23 protein-coding genes are annotated in these 18,220 nt (G+C 60.2%); 6 read left to right on the top strand and 17 right to left on the bottom strand.

The window, feature by feature from the left end; translation table 11 throughout:
• Nucleotides 1–8: 8 nt before the first annotated feature.
• The 12 genes from leuB to hisA form a co-directional block, all read right to left on the bottom strand.
• A complete protein-coding gene (gene leuB, locus SynA1825c_RS07080; RefSeq protein WP_186468678.1) occupies nt 9–1,088 on the bottom strand; it encodes a 3-isopropylmalate dehydrogenase in 1,080 nt (359 codons plus the stop codon).
• Nucleotides 1,089–1,121: 33 nt separating this feature from the next.
• Nucleotides 1,122–2,192, bottom strand: a complete 1,071-nt coding sequence (lpxD, locus tag SynA1825c_RS07085) for a UDP-3-O-(3-hydroxymyristoyl)glucosamine N-acyltransferase (protein WP_186468679.1) — start codon at nt 2,190–2,192, stop codon at nt 1,122–1,124.
• A gap of 4 nt (nt 2,193–2,196) precedes the next feature.
• A complete protein-coding gene (gene proB / locus SynA1825c_RS07090) occupies nt 2,197–3,315 on the bottom strand; it encodes a glutamate 5-kinase (RefSeq protein WP_186468680.1) in 1,119 nt (372 codons plus the stop codon).
• A complete protein-coding gene (locus SynA1825c_RS07095) occupies nt 3,312–3,821 on the bottom strand; it encodes a YqeG family HAD IIIA-type phosphatase (RefSeq protein ID WP_186468681.1) in 510 nt (169 codons plus the stop codon). Before SynA1825c_RS07095 ends, proB begins: the two co-directional genes overlap by 4 nt.
• Nucleotides 3,821–4,363 (bottom strand): DUF3727 domain-containing protein, encoded by a 543-nt coding sequence (locus SynA1825c_RS07100; RefSeq protein ID WP_186468682.1) that lies wholly within the window; start codon nt 4,361–4,363, stop codon nt 3,821–3,823. Before SynA1825c_RS07100 ends, SynA1825c_RS07095 begins: the two co-directional genes overlap by 1 nt.
• Nucleotides 4,360–4,836, bottom strand: coding sequence for a Holliday junction resolvase RuvX (ruvX, locus tag SynA1825c_RS07105; protein ID WP_370523221.1), 477 nt, complete (start codon nt 4,834–4,836; stop codon nt 4,360–4,362). The genes SynA1825c_RS07100 and ruvX overlap by 4 nt, the downstream gene beginning before the upstream one ends.
• Nucleotides 4,837–4,862: 26 nt before the next feature.
• The gene (locus tag SynA1825c_RS07110) at nt 4,863–5,936 is read right to left on the bottom strand and encodes a hypothetical protein (RefSeq protein ID WP_186468684.1); all 1,074 of its coding nucleotides are present in this window, start codon (nt 5,934–5,936) and stop codon (nt 4,863–4,865) included.
• A gap of 52 nt (nt 5,937–5,988) precedes the next feature.
• On the bottom strand, nt 5,989–7,155 hold the full coding sequence (locus SynA1825c_RS07115; RefSeq protein ID WP_186468685.1) for a F420-0:Gamma-glutamyl ligase: 1,167 nt from the start codon (nt 7,153–7,155) through the stop codon (nt 5,989–5,991).
• 61 nt (nt 7,156–7,216) lie between these two features.
• Entirely contained in the window at nt 7,217–7,753 is a 537-nt protein-coding gene (locus SynA1825c_RS07120; RefSeq protein WP_186468686.1) for a thylakoid membrane photosystem I accumulation factor, read from the bottom strand.
• A 58-nt stretch (nt 7,754–7,811) separates the two neighbouring features.
• Complete coding sequence (locus tag SynA1825c_RS07125; RefSeq protein WP_186468687.1) at nt 7,812–9,428, bottom strand: DUF3685 domain-containing protein; 1,617 nt, start codon at nt 9,426–9,428, stop codon at nt 7,812–7,814.
• A gap of 40 nt (nt 9,429–9,468) precedes the next feature.
• Nucleotides 9,469–9,849 (bottom strand): Fur family transcriptional regulator, encoded by a 381-nt coding sequence (locus tag SynA1825c_RS07130; protein ID WP_186471080.1) that lies wholly within the window; start codon nt 9,847–9,849, stop codon nt 9,469–9,471.
• Nucleotides 9,850–9,998: 149 nt separating this feature from the next.
• A complete protein-coding gene (gene hisA, locus SynA1825c_RS07135; RefSeq protein WP_186471081.1) occupies nt 9,999–10,769 on the bottom strand; it encodes a 1-(5-phosphoribosyl)-5-[(5-phosphoribosylamino)methylideneamino]imidazole-4-carboxamide isomerase in 771 nt (256 codons plus the stop codon).
• Nucleotides 10,770–10,849: 80 nt separating this feature from the next.
• Here hisA and SynA1825c_RS07140 point away from each other — a divergent pair, with 80 nt between their 5' ends.
• Nucleotides 10,850–11,770: an NAD-dependent epimerase/dehydratase family protein gene (locus SynA1825c_RS07140; RefSeq protein WP_255478299.1), complete on the top strand. Its 921-nt coding sequence runs from the start codon at nt 10,850–10,852 to the stop codon at nt 11,768–11,770.
• On the opposite strand, the gene pgsA is transcribed toward SynA1825c_RS07140, so the two are convergent.
• On the bottom strand, nt 11,739–12,284 hold the full coding sequence (gene pgsA, locus SynA1825c_RS07145) for a CDP-diacylglycerol--glycerol-3-phosphate 3-phosphatidyltransferase (protein ID WP_186468688.1): 546 nt from the start codon (nt 12,282–12,284) through the stop codon (nt 11,739–11,741). The two genes, SynA1825c_RS07140 and pgsA, sit on opposite strands and share 32 nt — an antisense overlap.
• Before the next feature lie 31 nt (nt 12,285–12,315).
• Here pgsA and SynA1825c_RS07150 point away from each other — a divergent pair, with 31 nt between their 5' ends.
• On the top strand, nt 12,316–12,786 hold the full coding sequence (locus tag SynA1825c_RS07150) for a CBS domain-containing protein (RefSeq protein WP_186468689.1): 471 nt from the start codon (nt 12,316–12,318) through the stop codon (nt 12,784–12,786).
• Nucleotides 12,787–13,005: 219 nt separating this feature from the next.
• Nucleotides 13,006–13,287: a hypothetical protein gene (locus SynA1825c_RS07155; protein ID WP_186468690.1), complete on the top strand. Its 282-nt coding sequence runs from the start codon at nt 13,006–13,008 to the stop codon at nt 13,285–13,287.
• 98 nt (nt 13,288–13,385) lie between these two features.
• Here the strand turns inward: SynA1825c_RS07155 and SynA1825c_RS07160 are convergent, their stop codons facing one another.
• The 3 genes from SynA1825c_RS07160 to pdeM all read right to left on the bottom strand — a co-directional run bounded on the left by SynA1825c_RS07160 (nt 13,386) and on the right by pdeM (nt 15,911).
• Nucleotides 13,386–13,553, bottom strand: a complete 168-nt coding sequence (locus SynA1825c_RS07160) for a hypothetical protein (RefSeq protein ID WP_186468691.1) — start codon at nt 13,551–13,553, stop codon at nt 13,386–13,388.
• 157 nt (nt 13,554–13,710) lie between these two features.
• Entirely contained in the window at nt 13,711–15,162 is a 1,452-nt protein-coding gene (locus SynA1825c_RS07165) for a hypothetical protein (protein ID WP_255476865.1), read from the bottom strand.
• Entirely contained in the window at nt 15,159–15,911 is a 753-nt protein-coding gene (gene pdeM / locus SynA1825c_RS07170; RefSeq protein WP_255478300.1) for a ligase-associated DNA damage response endonuclease PdeM, read from the bottom strand. Before pdeM ends, SynA1825c_RS07165 begins: the two co-directional genes overlap by 4 nt.
• Before the next feature lie 55 nt (nt 15,912–15,966).
• Between pdeM and SynA1825c_RS07175 the strand changes: the two genes are divergently transcribed.
• Together SynA1825c_RS07175 and SynA1825c_RS07180 are read left to right on the top strand one after the other, a co-directional pair.
• The gene (locus SynA1825c_RS07175; protein WP_186468692.1) at nt 15,967–16,143 is read left to right on the top strand and encodes a hypothetical protein; all 177 of its coding nucleotides are present in this window, start codon (nt 15,967–15,969) and stop codon (nt 16,141–16,143) included.
• A 5-nt stretch (nt 16,144–16,148) separates the two neighbouring features.
• Nucleotides 16,149–17,225 (top strand): transporter substrate-binding domain-containing protein, encoded by a 1,077-nt coding sequence (locus tag SynA1825c_RS07180; RefSeq protein ID WP_186468693.1) that lies wholly within the window; start codon nt 16,149–16,151, stop codon nt 17,223–17,225.
• 36 nt (nt 17,226–17,261) lie between these two features.
• Here the strand turns inward: SynA1825c_RS07180 and SynA1825c_RS07185 are convergent, their stop codons facing one another.
• Nucleotides 17,262–17,498 (bottom strand): CopG family transcriptional regulator, encoded by a 237-nt coding sequence (locus tag SynA1825c_RS07185; protein WP_186468694.1) that lies wholly within the window; start codon nt 17,496–17,498, stop codon nt 17,262–17,264.
• Between the two features lie 89 nt (nt 17,499–17,587).
• On the opposite strand from SynA1825c_RS07185, the gene SynA1825c_RS07190 reads away from it, so the two are divergent.
• Nucleotides 17,588–18,184 carry a PCC domain-containing protein gene (locus tag SynA1825c_RS07190; protein WP_186468695.1) on the top strand — a complete coding sequence of 199 codons (597 nt, stop codon included), beginning with the start codon at nt 17,588–17,590 and terminating at the stop codon, nt 18,182–18,184.
• The last annotated feature ends 36 nt before the right edge of the window (nt 18,185–18,220 follow it).

Here is an 18,220-nt window from a genome sequence, read left to right on the forward strand (position 1 = left end):
AATGGCTGTTACGAGCCCAGAGCCTTCACCAGTGCTTCACCCATGGCTGCGCAGCCAAGCGCGGTGCATCCATCCGCCATCAGGTCTCCGGTCCGGAAGCCCGAGGCCAGCACTTGGTCGACGGCCTGTTCAAGGGCAGTGGCTGCCTCGGCCTCCTTCAGGCCGATGCGCAGCATCATGGCTGCAGACAGCACCATGGCCATTGGGTTGGCTTTGTCTTGACCCGCGATGTCTGGGGCAGAGCCGTGCACCGGTTCGAACAATCCAGGACCATCGGAGCCGAGGGACGCAGACGGCAACATGCCGATGGAGCCCGTGAGCATGGCCGCCTCGTCGCTCAGGATGTCGCCGAAGAGATTGCCTGTGAGCAGAACATCGAACTGACGTGGAGCGCGCACCAGCTGCATGGCCGCGTTGTCGACATACATATGGCTGACGTTCACATCGTTGTATTGCGGGGCCATCCTGTTGACTCGATCACGCCACAACTGGCTCACATCCAGCACATTGGCCTTGTCAACCGAACACAGCTGCCCCCGTCGTTCCTTGGCCAGGTCAAAGGCCACTTTGGCGATGCGATCCACTTCGGAGCTCGCGTAGGTCATCGTGTTGAAACCGCGCTCTTCCCCATCGGCTTCAACCCGACCTTTCGGCTGTCCGAAGTAGATCCCACCGGTCAATTCACGCACCACCATCAGATCCACGCCTTCGATCACCTCCGGGCGCAGCGTGCTGGCATCGATCAAGGCGGGAACGATTTTTACCGGCCGCAGATTGGCAAACAGTTCCATGCCCGCTCGCAGGGCCAGCAGTCCGCTTTCCGGACGTTTCTCTCTGGGGAGAGTGTCAAACCGTGGGCTGCCAATGGCCGCCAGGAGCACAGCGTCTGCCGCGCGGCAGGCGGCCAGTGTGCTGTCAGGAAGTGGCTCCCCGGTGGCATCAATCGCTGCACCCCCCATCGGATGCTCCACAAAGCTGAGGGTGAATCCGTGGCGCTGGCTCACCGCATCCAGAAGTCGGCGGGCCACCGCTGTGATTTCCGGTCCGATGCCGTCACCAGGCAGGAGGACGACGCGATGCTGACGCATGGAATCTCAGAAATGCAGGTGCAGCCTGCGAGGTTACTGAGGCGGTTGGGCCTCGCTCTTCAAGGCGCTGATCTCCTTCCTGAGTTCCCGCAGTTGTTTATTCAGATCGGGAAGTTTGGCGAACGCTGCTGAACAGCGCAGCCAAAGACGATTGGGAATGGCTGGATAGCCGCTGACCACTTCTCCTGCAGCCACTTCGCCATGGATGCCGCTCTTGGAGCTGGCGATGGCGCGGTCGCCAATGCGGGCGCGGTTGGCAACCCCCACCTGGCCGGCCAGGATCACGCCGTTCCCCAGCTGGGCACCACCGGCGATGCCCACCTGGGAGGCCAGGGCACAGCCGCGACCGGTTTCAACGCCATGTCCGATTTGCACCAGGTTGTCAATCTTGGTGCCGGCACCGATGCGTGTCTCGCCGACCGAAGGACGGTCAATGGTGCTGCCACATCCCACTTCAACGCCGTCTTCCAGCACCACCAGCCCCGTTTGCGGCATCTTTCGCCATCCCTTGGCCGTTGGCACAAAGCCGAAGCCCTCAGACCCGACCACGGCATTGGAATAGACCACACAGTGATCGCCGACGCGGCTGCCGGGATGCAGAACAGCATTGGCGTGAAGTTCGCAACCGTCTCCAATCTCCACATCCCCGTAGATCACCACGCCCGGGTGAATGACGGTGCGGGATCCGATGCGCGTGTCGTCGCCGATGCAGACATGGGCGGCGATGCTCACTCCGGCGCCAAGCTGCACGCGATCGGCGATCACAGCGCTGGGGTGAATTCCAGAAGCTGGTGTCGGATGGGGATGCAGTTGTTCGAGAGATTCTGCGAAAGCCAGTCGGGGGTCACGGCAAACCACCCAGGCCAGACCGCGTTGTTCAGCTAACGACTTCAGATCCGCTTGGTCGGGAATCAGAACCGCTCCGACGGCACTGGTCTCCAGGCTGCTGATCAGGGCATTCCCCTGCTCCAGGAAGCTGAGCTGATCGGCTTGGGCGCGGTCGAGTGATGCGGCACCGCGCAGCTCCGGGTCATGACCGGTAGCGGCATCCAGAACCCCAGCTTCGCCCTGCTTGAGGGTGGCGACCAACTGGCTGAAGCGCATGGAATCAAGACGCTGACGGGCGGATCGTAGGCGTCATTAGCACCATCGCGTCGCGATGAACCACCACAGGGGCGCCGCCTTGGTGGCTGGTGTCGCTGGTTGCCTTGGCCAGCTGATCCCTGATCTTCGCGCTGTCCATGGAGCTGAGCCCCCGGGCTACCTCCTCGCCAGCGGCATTGACGAGACGCACGGCCTGGTTGGCATCGAACTCCCCTTCCAGGTCTGAGATGCCTACCAAGAGCAGCGATGCACCTTTCTCCGTTAGTGCACGGCATGCACCGTCATCAAGGGTCAGCACACCACTGGGTCGAAGGGCGTGGGCCAACCAACTTTTGCGGTTGCCAAGTGGCTGCGGATGTGGGTGAAACACGGTTCCTCCACGTCCACCCCGGAGCATCGCTTGCAGCGCATCGGGTTGCCGGCCATCACCCAGGCGAACAGTGATGCCACTGGCTGTGGCGATCCGGGCCGCAGCCAGTTTGGTGGTCATGCCACCGGTTCCCCACTGGCCGCCATCTCCGGCGCCCTTTTCAAGCGCATCGATCTGGGATGGGTGGATCACGTCGGTGATCGGTTGGGCATCCGCATCGTTGCGCGGATCAGCTGAATAGAGACTGGCCACATCGGTTAAGAGGATCAGATCATCGGCTCCAATCGCTGCTGCGACCAGCGCTGAGAGGGTGTCGTTGTCGCCGAACCGCAGTTCCACGGATGACACTGTGTCGTTCTCATTGACGATGGGGAGAACACCCCATTCCAGTAGCTGATGGAGCGTTGCCGAGGCACTGCGATAGCGGCGTCGGTCTGCCAAATCAGCCCGGGTCAGCAACACTTGGGCCACTGGAATCGAATGGCGGGCGAGAGCCTCCTCATAAAGACTCATCAGATAACCCTGGCCGATTGCAGCTGCAGCCTGAAGACCCGTCAAGTTCACGGGGCGACGCTCCATGCCAAGCCGTTGGCACCCCAAACCGACGGCCCCGGATGAGACGAGCACAAGGCGGTCTCCCGCGGAGATGCATTCAGCCAGGCTGGCTGAAAGCGTGGAAATCGCTTCAGCCGTGGACGCGCCAGGGCGCTCTCGCAGCAAGCTGGTGCCAATTTTCACGACTCGGAGCGTCATCGGCCTCCTGCACCGAGCCAACGGGCGAGGCGACGCTCGAACTGCTGCACGCGGTCGTTGCTGCAGGGTGAGCCATCCAGTTGTGGTGGTCGCACCAGCACGGTGTAGAGACCAAGACGGTTGCCGACCAGAACGTCCGTCAGCACACGATCACCCACCATGGCGATCTGCGCCGGCGGATGAGACAGCTGGTTCATGACCTGAACAATCGCCCCGCGACGCGGTTTGGATGCCGCGCAGGTGAAGGACACCTTCATCTGTTGCGCAACGGCCTGAACCCTTGCTCGGGATGGGTTGTTGCTGATCAGGTGAAGGTGCAGGTGCCGTGAGGCGTCATTCACCCAGCGCTGCATGGCATCGGGAAGTTCCACATCACGACCGGGCAGCAAGGTGCGATCGACATCCAGCAGCATCACCCGGATCCCGCGGCCCAGCAGGGGTTCAAGGGGTAGGTGGGCCAGGGTGAGCCCTGGGTCCCAGTCAGGTCGCAGCCAGTGACGGTGCATCACTCAGACAGCTCACGATCGTCGAGTTCGGCTTCGATGCGGGGTTGGATCCGATCGAAATCTTCGCCTTCCACCAACACCGCGGAACCGTCGTCCATGCGAGCGACCACAAAGAACGGATCCAGAGGGATGTAAAGCCCGTACTCCTGCTCATCGACGAGGAAGCTCACCAGCAGCTCATAGGTTTCCGATTCATCGTCACTATCCTCGTCTTCGAGATCTTCAGGATCCGGCTCATCCAGTTCGCCGCTCACAGTGAGGGTGACGGCGGATCGCACGAGGGTGAGATCGTGCTCCTGCAGCACCACATCGGCAACCGAGAGGATCGGTTCGCTGCTGGTAATGCTGTCGACCAGTTCCGGATCGTCCCCATCACGCAAGCGAAACAAGCAGACCGGTGTATCCACCGGAGTCAGCAAGGCGTAGTCGGTGCCGTCAAGGGGAATCAGCTGCTCAAGGAAGCAGAGAAGATCGCGCCCTTCGCGGTCCTTGACGAGAACGGTGGGCACCTCGCCGCTGGAGGCAGGTCCGCTGGAGCTCATGGCGCTGGGGTGGTTTCAGACCAGGATCCTGCATCAGCATCCTTCTCGCCACGCTGGACAGGCGCAGCCTCGATTGGTTGTGGTTCTGGACCCTCCACCAACCACTGTTCCAGCAGCAGGGCTGCAGCAGCACTGTCGAGCCGCCCGCTGCGATCACCATGCAGCTGGTGGCGTTCCCCGGCAGCCCAGCTGCTGCTGTGTTCATTCACAAATGCCAGCGGTAAGGCGAGGGTTTGGGCCAGTCGCAGTCCATAGCGCCTGCAGTGTCGAGCTTGCACCGTTGGTTCGCCCCGGTCATCGAGTGGAAGCCCGACCACCAAGGCTGATACCCGACGCTGATTGCAAAGTCGGGTGATCTGTTCTCGATCGTCTTCGAACGCCCCACGGCGAAGCGCCGCGATTGGCGTCACCGTCAGTCCCAGGGCATCGCAACCGGCCAGGCCGATTCTTTTCCGGCCGACATCCAAGCTCAGAACGGATCGTGGTTCTGGGCTCACGCTCACCGCCGGGGCGCCAGGCTGGGCGTTGGTAGGGGTGGATGTTGGGGCTGAAGACGTCCAAGCATCGATTGCAGCGGGCGAATGCCCCCAAGATTGCGTTGGCTCACCCGTCGCCACACGCTGCGTCCCAACATGACCTCGAGGCTGCCAGGCCTCCAACCCAGGCCGTCGAGTACCCCGCCAAGCGTCTGATCGTCCTCCGCCACCAGCAACGACGGCGTCGGTCGCTGTTGTTGGAGATGCTCAAGAGCAGTGGGCATGGCTGCTCCAATGCGCTCATCCCATGCCAGGCCACGCATCAGTTCCAGTCGGGGAGCATCCATTCCCCAGGGCCGTTGAATCAGTCCTGCGATGACCTGGCGGCTCCCATCGCGATCGGCCACTAGCAACTTGGAGCCTCCTCCGCGCAAATCCAGCAGGTCGTTCCAATGACGATCAAGAATCTGCCGGTGATGGGGGCTGATGCTGGCCTGTTCCAGGGCGAGAAGTTGCCGAACGTTGTTTCGGGTGAGGTCGCACCAGACGAGACTTGCAGGCAGCGGGGCCGCTGGGGTCGGATCCGCGACGTCCTCGGCCTCAGCGATCGGTGGGTTCCAGATCCGGGAACGGCGGAGTGGCTGGAAGCCCATCTCCCGCAGCACATCCAGTAGTGGCCTGTCCTGTGAATCGCATCGCACCAACCAGCTGTGGTTGCGAGCGGTCTGGTCATTGAGGGCTTCTTGGATCAGCAGCCTCAAGCCCTGGTGGCGGCTGAAGTGACGCGGGGATGCTAACGCCAGCAAATCGAGATGCCAGCAGGTCTGACGACGGTTGCCTGATCGCATCAACGCCAGCGCTTCGACTCTGTCGACTGACTCAGCGCCGGATTCAATCAAGGCCAGAGCGCGTGTGAGACGGGCATTGAGAGGTTCAGGCAACCAATCATCAAAACGACTGAACCAGGATTGAACAATCAAACCCTGCAGACTGTTGGGGTTCAGTCCGTAAGGAGCTGGCTGCGCGTTGGGCAGTTGCGCCAGATGGCTGGTTTTGAGGGACTCGACCCGGAGTCGGTATCCCGCTGTCGGCACCACGGCAGCTCTCAACCACCCTTTCAATGTATCGCTGACTTTCGTTCGCTGAGATTCAGGCGGGTCGCACCAACACCAGCGGAGTGCGCTCATTGGCGTTGCCGGCTGGGTTCGGTCGCAAAGCCCGATCCAACAGCTCCTCATCACAGCCTGCGCTGGAGGCCAGCACCTTCACGCGGCCCAGGTCGTTCACATCAACGATGGCCACGGAGACACCAAGGGATGCCGCAGCCTCATCGCAGAGCTGCTTGGGAGCCTGCGGACCGAGCACGATCGTTTGGTCATAGGGAGGTGTGGTGCCAGTGATGTCGTCAATCAGGCGTGCCTGATCTCCCGCCAGGCGATAAAACCAGCCTTTGAGTCCGATCAGCTTGAGGGCCAGGCCGATCGACCAGGCCAGGATGACCCGAGTCGGTCCCACCTGATCGATCAGCGTTTGTAGGCCGCAGGCTGTCGCCAGACTGCTAGTGGGGTGAAATACCCGGCAGAGCAGCCTGGCAATCCAGCTGGGGTGCACCATGCATGGATGGGTGTAACGCCCTTGGATCACAGCAACTGGCGTTTCACCGATGGTGAGGATGTCTCCGGATTGCACAAGCTCGCCGGCGTAGTGACGCAACACATCGATGGTGTTGTCGAGCGGTCCGAGCAGATGGGTTTTTAGCGGGAGCACTGAACAGCCATCGCCGGAACGGAAGGTTGCGTTCTCCTGATGCAGCGCTGCAGGCCGACGCAGAGGAACCACCGCACCTTCGCGGCGAGACAGACGGCCGAACGGGCCATAGTTCATCCAGTGCACGTCCATCCAGACGGTATCGACCCGGCTCGACACATCGCCGCCATCGCGGCAGCTGAGGCTGACGTTGACCTGAACGCTTGTGCGCTTGTGCCCCTTAACGATGTAAGCGGGCCAGTAACCGTCCGGTCGACTTTCTTCGTCCGGGTGATGGGGCGTGACCCTGGTACTGATCACGATGTCGCTGAGATCGTCGTTACCGATCAACACCGGTTTGACCTCCAATTCAGGGACAAAGATCTCCATCCGTTGATGCGGGTTGGCGATTTCCAACCAACCGGAGAGTTCAAGGTTGCCGCTGGCCTTGCTCACGCTCCAGTCCATCTGGCGCAGCGTGAGGGGAGAGGAGGGCCTCAGTCGGTGCCTCGCTTCGATCCACAGCACGCTGAGTCCTAAGAGCAGAAGGATCAGGGGCAGAACGTACATGGCAACGCTGTCTTGCAGCCGAACTTGATGGCGCGCAGCGTAAAGCGTCCCTGAGGTGGGATCAGCGGGAGATCACCTCTGTGTTGAGTTCGTTGAAACTCATGCTGATGCTTCCCTGTGTTGGAGCGGGAAGACCTGTGGCTTCACTCACTGCTGCATTGATCCTTTCCAGAGCAACCTGGCCATCGGCGTCGAGGTGCAGCTTGCCCGCACCATCGATCACAACCACCTGAGGAATGGTGCCCTTCCAGTAATGGGCAGGGTCGCTGGGATCGCTGGTCGACCGTCCCTGCAAAGCGTCGGTCGTCAAAGGCAAGAGGTCAACGCTGTTTCCCCACACCCGTTGCAGTTCTGAGACCGCGCCGGAGAATGCTTTGCTCGTGCTGCTGTCATCGAGGTAGTAGACGATGACGCTGGTGCGCCCTGCTGCCTGGGATTCGGCCAGCGTGATCGCGGGGGGGACCAGAGATCCATTGCCGGCATACAGCGCGAAGATGTTGCCGTCGTAGCTGTCCGTGTCGCGTGCGGCCTGCACCGGCAGCACCATCAGGCAAAAAGACAGCACCGCAACGGTGAAACGCAGCACGAACGTGATCATGGATCCGGAAACCAGCGCTGCATTCTGACGTGCAACGTCTCAGAACATTGAAAGTGTCTTAACTGCGCCCAAGGGTGCGTCCCATGCCCTGGGCAATCCCACGGCCGATCAGGCCAATGGCGCGGCCGACGACCTGGGTGAGAAGCACGACCATCAGATCGCCGATGCGACGGACCAAGGCCTGCACCTGTGGAGCAATGGCGTCGCGTGCTTCCACGAGCAATGCCACCTGCTGCTGCCACCAACGCAGCTGTCTGAGCTCTTGATCACGTGGTTCGGTGAGCAAGAGCGGTTCAATCCGTCCAAACTTGAGCTGAAACAGCAAGCGGCGGCTTTCATAAAGCCGGATTGGTCGCTCGATCCAGTCTTCCCAGCGCGACTGGCTGTTCAGCTGATTGCGCAACCGTTCGAGTTCCCTGGTGGAGAGCAGATCCTGCTGAAGCAAGTAACGACGGAGCTCCGGCCAATCGCCACAGACCCCAAGCAGTTCAGAGCCGATCATTTCAGCGGTGCGCACTAGCCAGTTGCTGATCAGAGTTTCCAGTTGCATCAATGCCCTGGGGTCATCGGAGGGCAGCAACTGGCCCTCCACCAAGACGGGTTGATCCAGGACTAACGACGCCAGCATCGACTGGGGGTCAGGGAGTTCGTCATCCATCTGCTCAAGATTCGTGCGCTGCAGCAGCTGATCGGCAACTGGGACCAGATCCTCACCAAGAGGAATCCTCACGTAACTCCCGGCCACGCTGCGCAGCGCTTGTTGCTTCACTTCGATTTGCAGGGACTGCCATCGCTCACTGAGAGCTTTGCAATCCCGGGTGCTGGCCAGATCATCGTGGCGTAGGCGAAGCAGCACTTCATGCAGCTGCTTCAGCAGCGTCAACAGTAGGTCGCGACGACGTTCGGGGTTGAGTCCTTCAATGGCGAGCAGTTGGCCGGTGCTGTTGCTCAGACCATTCCCGATGGCTGCTTCAATGCGCTGTTGGATGGCATTCCAAACGGCGCTCGGTTGGCGTTCGCTGAGGGTGAGGTCAAGGGTTTCGCTGTTGGCGCGCAAGGGGACGGCATCCGCTAAGCCCATTTGCAAGGGGCCCCAAAGCCACAACAACAGATTTCTGGCTGCACGCAGCTCCCGGCATCGCCCTTCCAGAAGGAGCTGCAGGACGACATCGTTAGGGGGCGGATCGAGAAGGGCTTCCATGACCTGCAGATCGTGTCCGATCTGCCGCAGTCCACTGAATAACAGTCCCTGCGCTAAGCCGAGAGGCTGATCCTGTATCGGTGCATCAGGTGAGCCGGCACGGAAGCGCAGCACACGTCCTCCGGAGAGCACCGTCTGCACGGCCTCCCTTAACGACTGCAGATCGGGGTCCTGAACAATTCCATCGCAGTTCAGAGCGAGGAGTTCTGCAGGGTCATTACGGAAGTCGGCCGGGAGAACCAGCAGCAGGGGTGCGGGAGCCCAGCGTTGCTGTAACTGCAGAATCTCCCGCTGAACGATCACCATCGTGGGATCACTGGGCAAACACCAAATCACGAGGGCTGGATGGCCTGAGAGTTCGTCGGCCGATCGTTTCAGCTGCCAGGGACAGTTTTCCGTGGGTAATTCAGCTGCCAGCGATTCACCGAGGAGCTCGGGAGCGAACAGAAGAATCTCCCGGACCTGGTCGTTCACGGTGACTTGGAACTGCGCCTATGCGCGCAAGGTAACGGCCTTAAGCCTGATCCTCCAGTGGCAAATTCGGACGTCCGTTGAGTTGAAGGGTGTAGGACTCGATCCGATAACCGGTCCGCCGTTCGATCTGCTTCAGCAGCGCCTCTGGAAGCTCAACATCAAGATCCTCAATCGCGCCACTCTCCAGGCAGGTGAGGTGGCTGTGGGGATCGCTGCGATAGCCGTATAGGCGCCCGTTGGCACGGTCGAGGCACTCGATCACACCAGCGGTCTGCAGGGCCTCGAGGTTCTGATACACGGACGTATGTCCGATTTTTCGCCCTTGTTGATTGAGTCGTTCGAAGATGTCCCGTGCACTGAGATGACTGGCTTCCGTCCAGAGGAGATCCAGCACCATTCGCCGCTGACGGCTAAGGCGCATGCCCAAGTGCCGACAGCGGTCGAACGCATCCTGCAAGGTGCCTTCGCCTCCGGCGCCCTGGATCAGGGGTGACTGGGCTGGCGACTCCACGGCAGTCGTCGTAACGACTTCAGGTTAAACCGACGTCAAGTGAAGACGACGTTCAGAGTTCAGGCCAGATCGGCCATGACACCGGCCGGCGGATCCTGAATGCGTCCGTTGCCTAGTGCCATTAACGCCTCCTTGAGATCCACACGGCCGTCGTAGAGCGCGCGGCCCACGATCACACCCTCCACGCCTAGCGGTTCCAGCGCCAGAAGAGCGAGCAGATCGGCCATGCAGCCAACGCCTCCCGAGGCAATTACCGGCACCGCGCTGGCCTTGGCCATGTCCCGCAACGATGTGAGGTTGGGGCCTGCCAGCGTTCCATCCGTGCTGATGTCGGTGCTGATGATGGCGGCAATTGCCGATTCGCTGAACCGTGCAGCCAAGGCAGTGGCTTCGGTGTCACTGTCTTCCAGCCAACCCCGGGTGGCGACCTTGCCGTGTCGGGCATCGATGCCCACGATCACCCGACCGGGATGGCGGTCCGCCAGCTCCACAACCAATTCGGGTTTTTCCAGGGCAACGGTGCCCAGGATGACGCGCTCCAATCCGCATTGGAGCAGGTCTTCAGCGCGTTCTGCCGAACGCACACCACCCCCAAGCTGCACCGGGATGGTGAGAGCTTCTGTGATCGCTCGAATCGCCGCATCATTGGTTGGCTCTCCACTGCGGGCCCCGTCCAAGTCCACCAGATGAAGTCGCTCCGCCCCTTGAGCCTGCCAGCTCAGGGCCTGGGCAACGGGATCGTCACTGAAACGGGTGACCTGGTCGTAGTCCCCTTGATGCAATCGAACGCAGGAACCTCCCAGCAGGTCAATGGCGGGAATGATCTGCATGGTCGAGGGGTTGGACTGCTTCCCATCCTGCATGGGTGAGGCGAGCACGCTTCAATACCCCCCGTTCTGATTGGCTGACCGTGCAAATCCTGTTGATGGGAGGAACCCGTTTCGTTGGGAAGCCTCTGGTGAGCCGTTTGCTGCATCAGGGGCACCAGCTCACCGTGTTCACCCGAGGTCGGCAGCCTGTGCCTGAAGGGGTTGAGGCGGTGAACGGTGATCGCGGAGACGATCCAGCTCTCGATCAACTCAAGGGCCGTCATTTCGATGTGATCGTCGACAGTTCAGGACGCACGTTGCATGACAGCCAACGCGTGCTGGAACGCACCGGCGTGCCGGCCCATCGTTTTCTGTATGTCAGCTCAGCGGGTGTGTATTCGGGAAGTGATGTCTGGCCTCTGACTGAGGACAGCCCTCTCGATCCGGCCAGCCGGCACGCCGGCAAGGGAGAAACCGAAACATGGCTGATGCGCGAGGGGGTTCCCTTCACGAGCTTCCGCCCTACTTACATCGTTGGTCCTGGCAACTACAACCCGGTGGAGCGATGGTTCTTTGATCGGATCGTTCACAACAGGCCGATCCCTCTGCCTGGCGATGGAACCACGATCACCCAGATCGGTCATGTGGAGGATCTTGCTGAAGCGATGGCCCGCAGCCTCGAGGTGGATGCTGCCTGCAATCGCATCTACAACTGTTCCTCGAAACAGGGCATTACCTTCCGAGGCTTGATCCACGCGGCGGCTGTCGCCTGTGGCCGTGACGTGGACAGGTTGGATCTTCGCTGCTTTGACCCCAGTGGGCTGGATCCCAAAGCCCGCAAGGCTTTCCCTCTGAGATTGAGTCATTTCCTGACGGACATCACTCGGGTTGAACGCGAACTGGCCTGGACGCCCAGGTTTGATGCAGCAGCGTGCATGGCCGACAGCTACAGCAGGGACTACGCGTTGACCCCCAGTGCTGATCCTGATTTCAGCGCTGATGCTGCGTTGATTGGGGCTTGAGGTAAGCCAAAGCCGACCAAAGCGCGAGGCCCAGTCCGGGCCAGAACAACCACCAGCCCAGCGCATGGATGATCTCTGTGAACTGGGCCGAGCCCCAGCTCTTGGGCCACAGCATCAGGAACAGGCTGAGAAATTGAAGGGTGGTTTTCCATTTCCCAAGCCACGAGGCAGGAGCGCCGCTTGAGCTGCCCGCTCGCCATCCCGAGATCAGCAATTCGCGTGCCAACAGCAGCCAGACCGACCAAACCTGCAGCTGTTCAGTGGCCGCTAGCCAGATCAGCGGTGCGCTGATCATCAACTTGTCGGCCAGAGGGTCAAGGCGTGCTCCCCAGCTGCTGCCACCATCGGCACGACGCGCCATCCAGCCGTCCGCCCAGTCAGTGAAGGCACCAAACAGCAGCAAAAGCCATGCCAGGGCGAACTGCTCTGACGAGAGCAGCAACAGCAGGGGAGCACCGAGAACGGCGCGGATCAGGGTGAAGCGGTCGGCCCACCGTCGCCAGGGAGAGACCAAGGCTCAGAATGCATTCAGTTGTTCAGATCCCATGGTGCTTCAGCAGACGGTCGGGGAAGTGATGTCCGCTCCGGTGCTGACGGTGACTGCTGAGACGCCCCTTCAGGATGCGGTCACGCTGCTCAGTGACCATCACGTCAGCGGTTTGCCCGTGATCGACGGCACGGGCGCCCTGATCGGAGAGCTCACCGAACAGGATCTGATGGTGCGCGAGAGCGGTGTGGACGCCGGCCCTTATGTGATGTTGCTCGACAGCGTCATCTATCTGCGCAATCCCCTTAATTGGGATCGCCAAGTGCATCAGGTGCTGGGCAACACCGTTGGTGATCTGATGCGACGGGACAGTCACAGTTGTGCGATCAGCCTCCCGTTGCCGAAAGCGGCCTCAATGCTGCATGAGAAAGGCACCCAGCGTTTAATCGTGGTGGATGCGCAACGTTGCCCTGTCGGGGTGTTGACCCGTGGCGACGTTGTGCGGGCCCTCGCTTCAACGCAGGCTTGAGATTGAGCGCTAAGCCATCGGTTTAATGCTGATGGCGAACGTTGATCAGTCTGAAATCAACCAAGTCACCTTGGCCGTTCCCGAGGCGAGGGCAACGGGCATGGTTTGGTTGAGCCGTTTATCCATGGGCAGGATGAAGTCTCGGTTGAAGCTCAGCAGTTGCATTCACCGATTGGCTTTCACTGAACTCTCTGCACTGATTTCGCTGTGTCGGACTTGATGTCATTCCGCTCTGTGCTCCCCATGGCCTGTGCAACAGCCGTCACCCTTTGTTCGCTGCCTTTGGCAGCGGCTCCTCAAAAGGAAATGCCGGAGCAAGATTTTCTTGATCAAGTGGAGGTGCCTGGGCACGTGTTGGTAACGGCCAAGGGTGTTGCGGCGGTGGATGCTGAAGCACGACGCCAGGGACTTCGTTTCCCTGCCGTGGGGTACTGGTCGCCGGAGACGATCTGCTTTCAGACACCTCCAACCGACGATTGCAATGGATTGTTTCTGCGGTGAAGCTTGATCTGCCAGCAGATCGTGACTGATTGCGATTCATCAAGGCTTGGTCCCATTCGGGTGTTGGTTGCCTTGAAGGGCACTGCTTGGTGTCTGAATCAGTGAACGGTGCGTTGCTCCAGCTCTCGGAGCGCTTCATAGGCAGCCCAAAGCCCTGTCTTCACCGTGCATCCACAGCGTTCGTTGCAGACGCGGTACTGCCCCTGTCCGATGGCATCAATGGTGGAACCTTTGGAGGTTTGGCAGACACGACTAACAAAAGCCACGGTGATGATCTCGATCTTGAAAAGATCTACGGCTCTTGTTGTGCATCAATCAACCGCTTGTGATGGATCGAAATTCACTGCTAGAGAGGTATATTTTTTTACATTTTATAAAAGTAAATTGTGGCCAATGTCTCGCTTAGGCAACGCGTTTGGACATTCAAGGTTGTGGTAGTGGCAGCGGAGGCGGCGCGGGGGGATGCGGGTGCATCGTCCTGTCTATGGGGATGACGGCTGGCTCGAGATCACCGTCCATGGTTCGATCAGCAAGGTGAGCGTCTGGTTCCAGCAGGATCGGTGGCGGTAGATCCGGTTGCAGTCCCTGTTCCATCGGTGGCAGCAAAGGGTCAAGCCCATCACTCAGCACCTCATCAGGTCTCTCGTTTTGCTCGAGGAGCAGCCGTGGGTCTGCGGTGGTCGGTGGCTCGGGAATTGGGGTGCGCTCGGTGCGGCCCAGCGACTGCGGCGGGGTTGGGTCTGGATTCAGTGGTGTGCGTTTGGGAGACCAGAGCACCCGGGCTATCGGCTCCAGTCCCATTTCGATCACCCGGTTCAGTCCTGCCAGAGCGCGGTCCATCAGTTGGTGTCCGGCCCATCGGCTGCAGTTGAGTGGTCCATCACACCCGGCCTGGTTCTGCTCCTGTTGGGACAACGTGCTGATCAGGCTTCCTTGAAGAGGCTGGCGACGTTCACTGAGTCGCAGCAGATAGGGAACGTGCACGAAGCTGGTCGCTCCACCACTGATCCAGTTGGCATCCTCCTCGGTGAATCCCTTCACCCCTGGAATGATCAAACGGCTTTTGGAGGCATGGTCAGGCATGTAGGCCGCCACAAGGCCACGTCGTCGAGCGAGGGCTTTGGTTTGTTCGAGGGTGAGCCCATCCCGGCTCATCAGCATTTCCAGGCGCCCATCCCGGCGCAGTCCATAGACCATCCGGATCCTTGGCAGGTAGTACCGGATGCGCTGGCCCATGCTGATGCTGTAGGCCCCTTTGTAGTTGCTGGGCGGAGCCTCCAAGTCGTTGTAGATGCTGTGCAAACCACCCACGAAGGTGTCGTAGGTCGTCATGCGGTCTTGGTTCAACTCCCCGTAGCCGAAATCGACTGAGCCATTGCGCCGGATTCCGATGAACGCCCGCTGGCGTGATGCTGTGCGGTTCCTCCCGCGCCAGAGCCGGCGGCCAAACTTCAGATCACCCAAGGGGACGGTGATCTCCTGCCCTCTCGCATCGATGTGCCGCTCGTACATCGGACCGGAGACGAAAGCCAGTGCAGCGTCGTCGGCAAACGCCTCCTGCTCGCGATCCCATCCCTCCAGCAGCCCAAACCGCACGTTGCGCGGATCGAAATCCAAGGCGTACACCTCCTCATTCGGCTGGTAACGAAACGATCCAAGTGCAACGTCTTTGGCTTGATGCTGTCTCGAGTACTGGTCTGCAGGGTCTGGCTCTCGTGGGGCCAAAAACACCAAGGTTGCAAAGGCTGCGACAGGGACTCCCAAAATCAGCCAGTGTCGTTGCCAGCGCATCCAATGGCTACGCCTGGTCTTGCGGCGCTGCTGGCGCCTCTGCTTGCTTCTGGGGGCCACCGCCGTGGAGCGAGAGCGGTTCATTGGGCCCACCTGCGTCGACGCGATGGTGGCGAGGGGTCCTGCCAGGCCATCACCCGATCCTCCGCCACCAACCATTTGCGATCCACCTGACCGCAATCATGGCCTCCTGTTAAGGCGCCAAAGGCAGGCAGCAACAGCCGTTCATGGGATGCCTCATAGGCGAAGCAGGGCAATCGCAGGTAATCGGGGCCTTGGCGAACGATGGCGACGGGGTGAACGTGACCGCAGAGATTCAGCCCTGGCTCGCCGTCGCCTGGCGGTTCGGGTTCATGGCTCAGCCAAAGGTCTCCAACCCTGAAGGATCGCTGCTGGATGCGTTCTCTACTCGGCAAGCTCCGGTCATGGTTTCCACCCACCAGCACAACGTTGGTGTTCAAGCGTTGGTCGAGGGTCTGAAGGTCCGTCCGCAGGCGTTCGGTCAACCCCAGGCGACCATGGATCAAATCGCCGAGGATGATAAGGCGCGTGGGCTGCCACGTCGCGCAGAGCGCTTCCAGTCGCCCAAAGGTTGCTTGATCACCGTCGCTGGGTAGCGGAATCCCGCAGGCCTGAAACACCTCGGCTTTGCCGAGATGCAAGTCAGCAACGAACAGCTCACCTCCTGCGGGCCTCCAGAGCGCTTTCTGGCCAAGAAGTATGAGTTCTTCGGCGTTCCAGCTCCAGTGGTAGCTCTCGCCAGGGGCGATGGCTTGTGGAACTTGCGTGTTCCGGCTCTGCTCAGCAGGGTCAGTGGCATGCCGGACGGACAATGCGGAGAGTGAAGTTCCAACCGCTTTTCATTCTGCAGCGATTTTTTCGGACTGCTTGGAAACCTTCACCGCTGTGAAGGGTTGGCATGGCTTCGCTGCACAAGAGATGGCAATGTCGGTGTTACATCCATCGTTTGTTGAACTGTCGATGACTCTCGCCTTGTTGCTGGCTCTGCTGGGTTCCCTGGTTGCGATGGGGGTGATCGTTAAGCGGCTTGAGCAAAACGGCTGAATCCGATGACGGTGATTTCAAGAGTGTCATGGCTTCTGGTTGCCCTGTTGGGATGGTCAGCTCCGTCCCTAGCGGCGCCTCAGGTGATCAGGGTGGGCGTGAGCGGGTCTGCTCCTTTTGTGATTTCAGACTCGGATGGTTTGGAGGGCATCAGCATTCAGATCTGGGAGGAAACAGCCAGCCGTCTTGATCGCCCCTTCGTCTACGTGCCTCAACCCAACTCCAAGGCCAATATCGAAGCGGTGGGCCAGGGCGATGTTGATCTGGCCATTGGGCCGATCAGTATCACTCCCGATCGTCTCGCCAATCCAAAAATCGATTTCACTCAACCGTATTTTCATGGGGAGGAGGGTCTGATGATCCCCATGCGGCCCCCCAGCTTGTGGTCGCGTTTCAGTCCTTTTTTTGGTTGGGCTGCGCTCTCCTCCCTGGGTGGATTGATGGTGCTGCTGTTCGTAGTAGGGAACCTGATCTGGTTGGCTGAACGACGGCGCAATTCGGAACATTTCCCTCGCCCTTATTTCAAAGGCGTTGGCAACGGCATGTGGTTCGCGTTGGTGACCTTGACCACCGTCGGCTATGGCGATCGTGCTCCCACCTCCAGAACCGGCAGAACGATTGCCGGCGTTTGGATGTTGATGTCGTTGCTGGCTCTGTCATCCATCACTGCTGGATTGGCGTCTGCCTTCACTGTTTCGCTCTCGAAACTGGAGCCATCAACCATTCGCGAGCGATCGGATCTGCGCGATAAGTCTGTCGCTGTGGTGGTTGGCACCACGAGTGAAACCTGGGCGAGGTTGTACGGAGCACAACCGAAGCAGGCCGACACGCTCCCCAAAGCCATCGCCTTGCTCGCCGCCGGTGACGTGGATGCGGTCTTGTTCGACGCGGCTCCGATGCGCTACTACCTCCAACAAAATCCAGAGGCACCCTTCAAAATGGCCCCCTTTGCGTTGGCCACGCAGACCTATGGATTTGTGCTGCCGGTCGATAATGCGCTAAGGACTCCGATCGATGTGGAGTTGCTGCAGCTTCAGCGCAGCGGCATGGTGAAGCAGATCACAAATCGCTTGCTGAACTGATGTGCCCTCCTGGGAGTGGTGCTAGCGCGCGTGGTGTTAGCGCAGCATCGCGTGCCGTCTTAAGCCGTCCTCGATCAAAAAGGTGGCCAGACTGCTGCAGCTGCGCCCTTCCGCAAGAGCCTGTTGTTTGAGGCGATTCATGACACCTCCCGGCAGGGTCACATTCAGCCGTTCTGAATCCGCCGCTTCCGCCACTTGAGCCGCTGTGAGTGGCAGGGGTTCTGCTTCCAGCTGGTCACGGAGCTCGTCCAGCAATGCTTGAAGGAATGACACGGACACGTTACTGAACTGTAACTTGATCGTACCGCAGTACCGCTGCGGGGGGTAGCGGTAATCTGTCCCAGTTTGTTTGATCTGTCCGGATGGAGACCCTGCCCCTGCAGCTGGACCCCGGGCATGACCTTCACCACACGCTCAGCGCTCTTGCAGCCGAGCGCAATCTCAGTGGATTTGTGCTTGGCGTCGTCGGCAATCTTTCACAGGCGTCCTTCCAATGTCCTGGTCAGGAGCAGCCGACACGTCTGCAGGGAGAGCTGGAGATCATCACTCTCAATGGCACCTTCTCCCCTGAAGGCGTTCACCTCCATCTCAGCCTTTCCGACGGAGCCTGTCAGGTTTGGGGTGGTCATTTGGAGCCTGGAACCCTCGTGCTGAAGGGTGCTCAGGTGTTGTTGGGATTGAGCGGTCTGCCAACAGCACACCCTGGCCCTGCGCAGAAACGTGTCGAGGTGGCGGTGCTTCCAGGCTGTCCATGGTGTCACCGGGCGATGCAGCTGCTCAACCGGCTTGCGATTCCTTATCAGCTCGACACTGTGGATAGCGACGAGAAGTTTGAAGCCTGGCGTCAGCGCAGTGGTCGGGGTGTGTTCCCTCAGATCTTCATTGATGGCGATCTGATTGGTGGCTATGACGATCTGGTTCGGCTTCACGACGCCGGTTCCCTTGAGCAGCTGCGGTGACGGACTCACAGGACCCTGATCTTTGGGCGCACAAAC

Source organism: Synechococcus sp. A18-25c, from assembly GCF_014280035.1.
Classification (GTDB): domain Bacteria; phylum Cyanobacteriota; class Cyanobacteriia; order PCC-6307; family Cyanobiaceae; genus Synechococcus_C.

Bases quoted from the DNA above. Each gene is read 5' to 3' on its own strand.
- leuB (WP_186468678.1), bottom strand. From the start codon at position 1,088: ATGCGTCAGCATCGCGTCGTCCTCCTGCCTGGTGACGGCATCGGACCG.
- lpxD (WP_186468679.1), bottom strand. From the start codon at position 2,192: ATGCGCTTCAGCCAGTTGGTCGCCACCCTCAAGCAGGGCGAAGCTGGG.
- proB (WP_186468680.1), bottom strand. From the start codon at position 3,315: ATGACGCTCCGAGTCGTGAAAATTGGCACCAGCTTGCTGCGAGAGCGC.
- SynA1825c_RS07095 (WP_186468681.1), bottom strand. From the start codon at position 3,821: ATGCACCGTCACTGGCTGCGACCTGACTGGGACCCAGGGCTCACCCTG.
- SynA1825c_RS07100 (WP_186468682.1), bottom strand. From the start codon at position 4,363: ATGAGCTCCAGCGGACCTGCCTCCAGCGGCGAGGTGCCCACCGTTCTC.
- SynA1825c_RS07115 (WP_186468685.1), bottom strand. From the start codon at position 7,155: ATGTACGTTCTGCCCCTGATCCTTCTGCTCTTAGGACTCAGCGTGCTG.
- SynA1825c_RS07120 (WP_186468686.1), bottom strand. From the start codon at position 7,753: ATGATCACGTTCGTGCTGCGTTTCACCGTTGCGGTGCTGTCTTTTTGC.
- SynA1825c_RS07130 (WP_186471080.1), bottom strand. From the start codon at position 9,849: ATGCGCCTTAGCCGTCAGCGGCGAATGGTGCTGGATCTCCTCTGGACG.
- hisA (WP_186471081.1), bottom strand. From the start codon at position 10,769: ATGCAGATCATTCCCGCCATTGACCTGCTGGGAGGTTCCTGCGTTCGA.
- SynA1825c_RS07150 (WP_186468689.1), top strand. From the start codon at position 12,316: ATGGTGCTTCAGCAGACGGTCGGGGAAGTGATGTCCGCTCCGGTGCTG.
- SynA1825c_RS07155 (WP_186468690.1), top strand. From the start codon at position 13,006: ATGTCATTCCGCTCTGTGCTCCCCATGGCCTGTGCAACAGCCGTCACC.
- SynA1825c_RS07165 (WP_255476865.1), bottom strand. From the start codon at position 15,162: ATGAACCGCTCTCGCTCCACGGCGGTGGCCCCCAGAAGCAAGCAGAGG.
- SynA1825c_RS07180 (WP_186468693.1), top strand. From the start codon at position 16,149: ATGACGGTGATTTCAAGAGTGTCATGGCTTCTGGTTGCCCTGTTGGGA.
- SynA1825c_RS07190 (WP_186468695.1), top strand. From the start codon at position 17,588: ATGGAGACCCTGCCCCTGCAGCTGGACCCCGGGCATGACCTTCACCAC.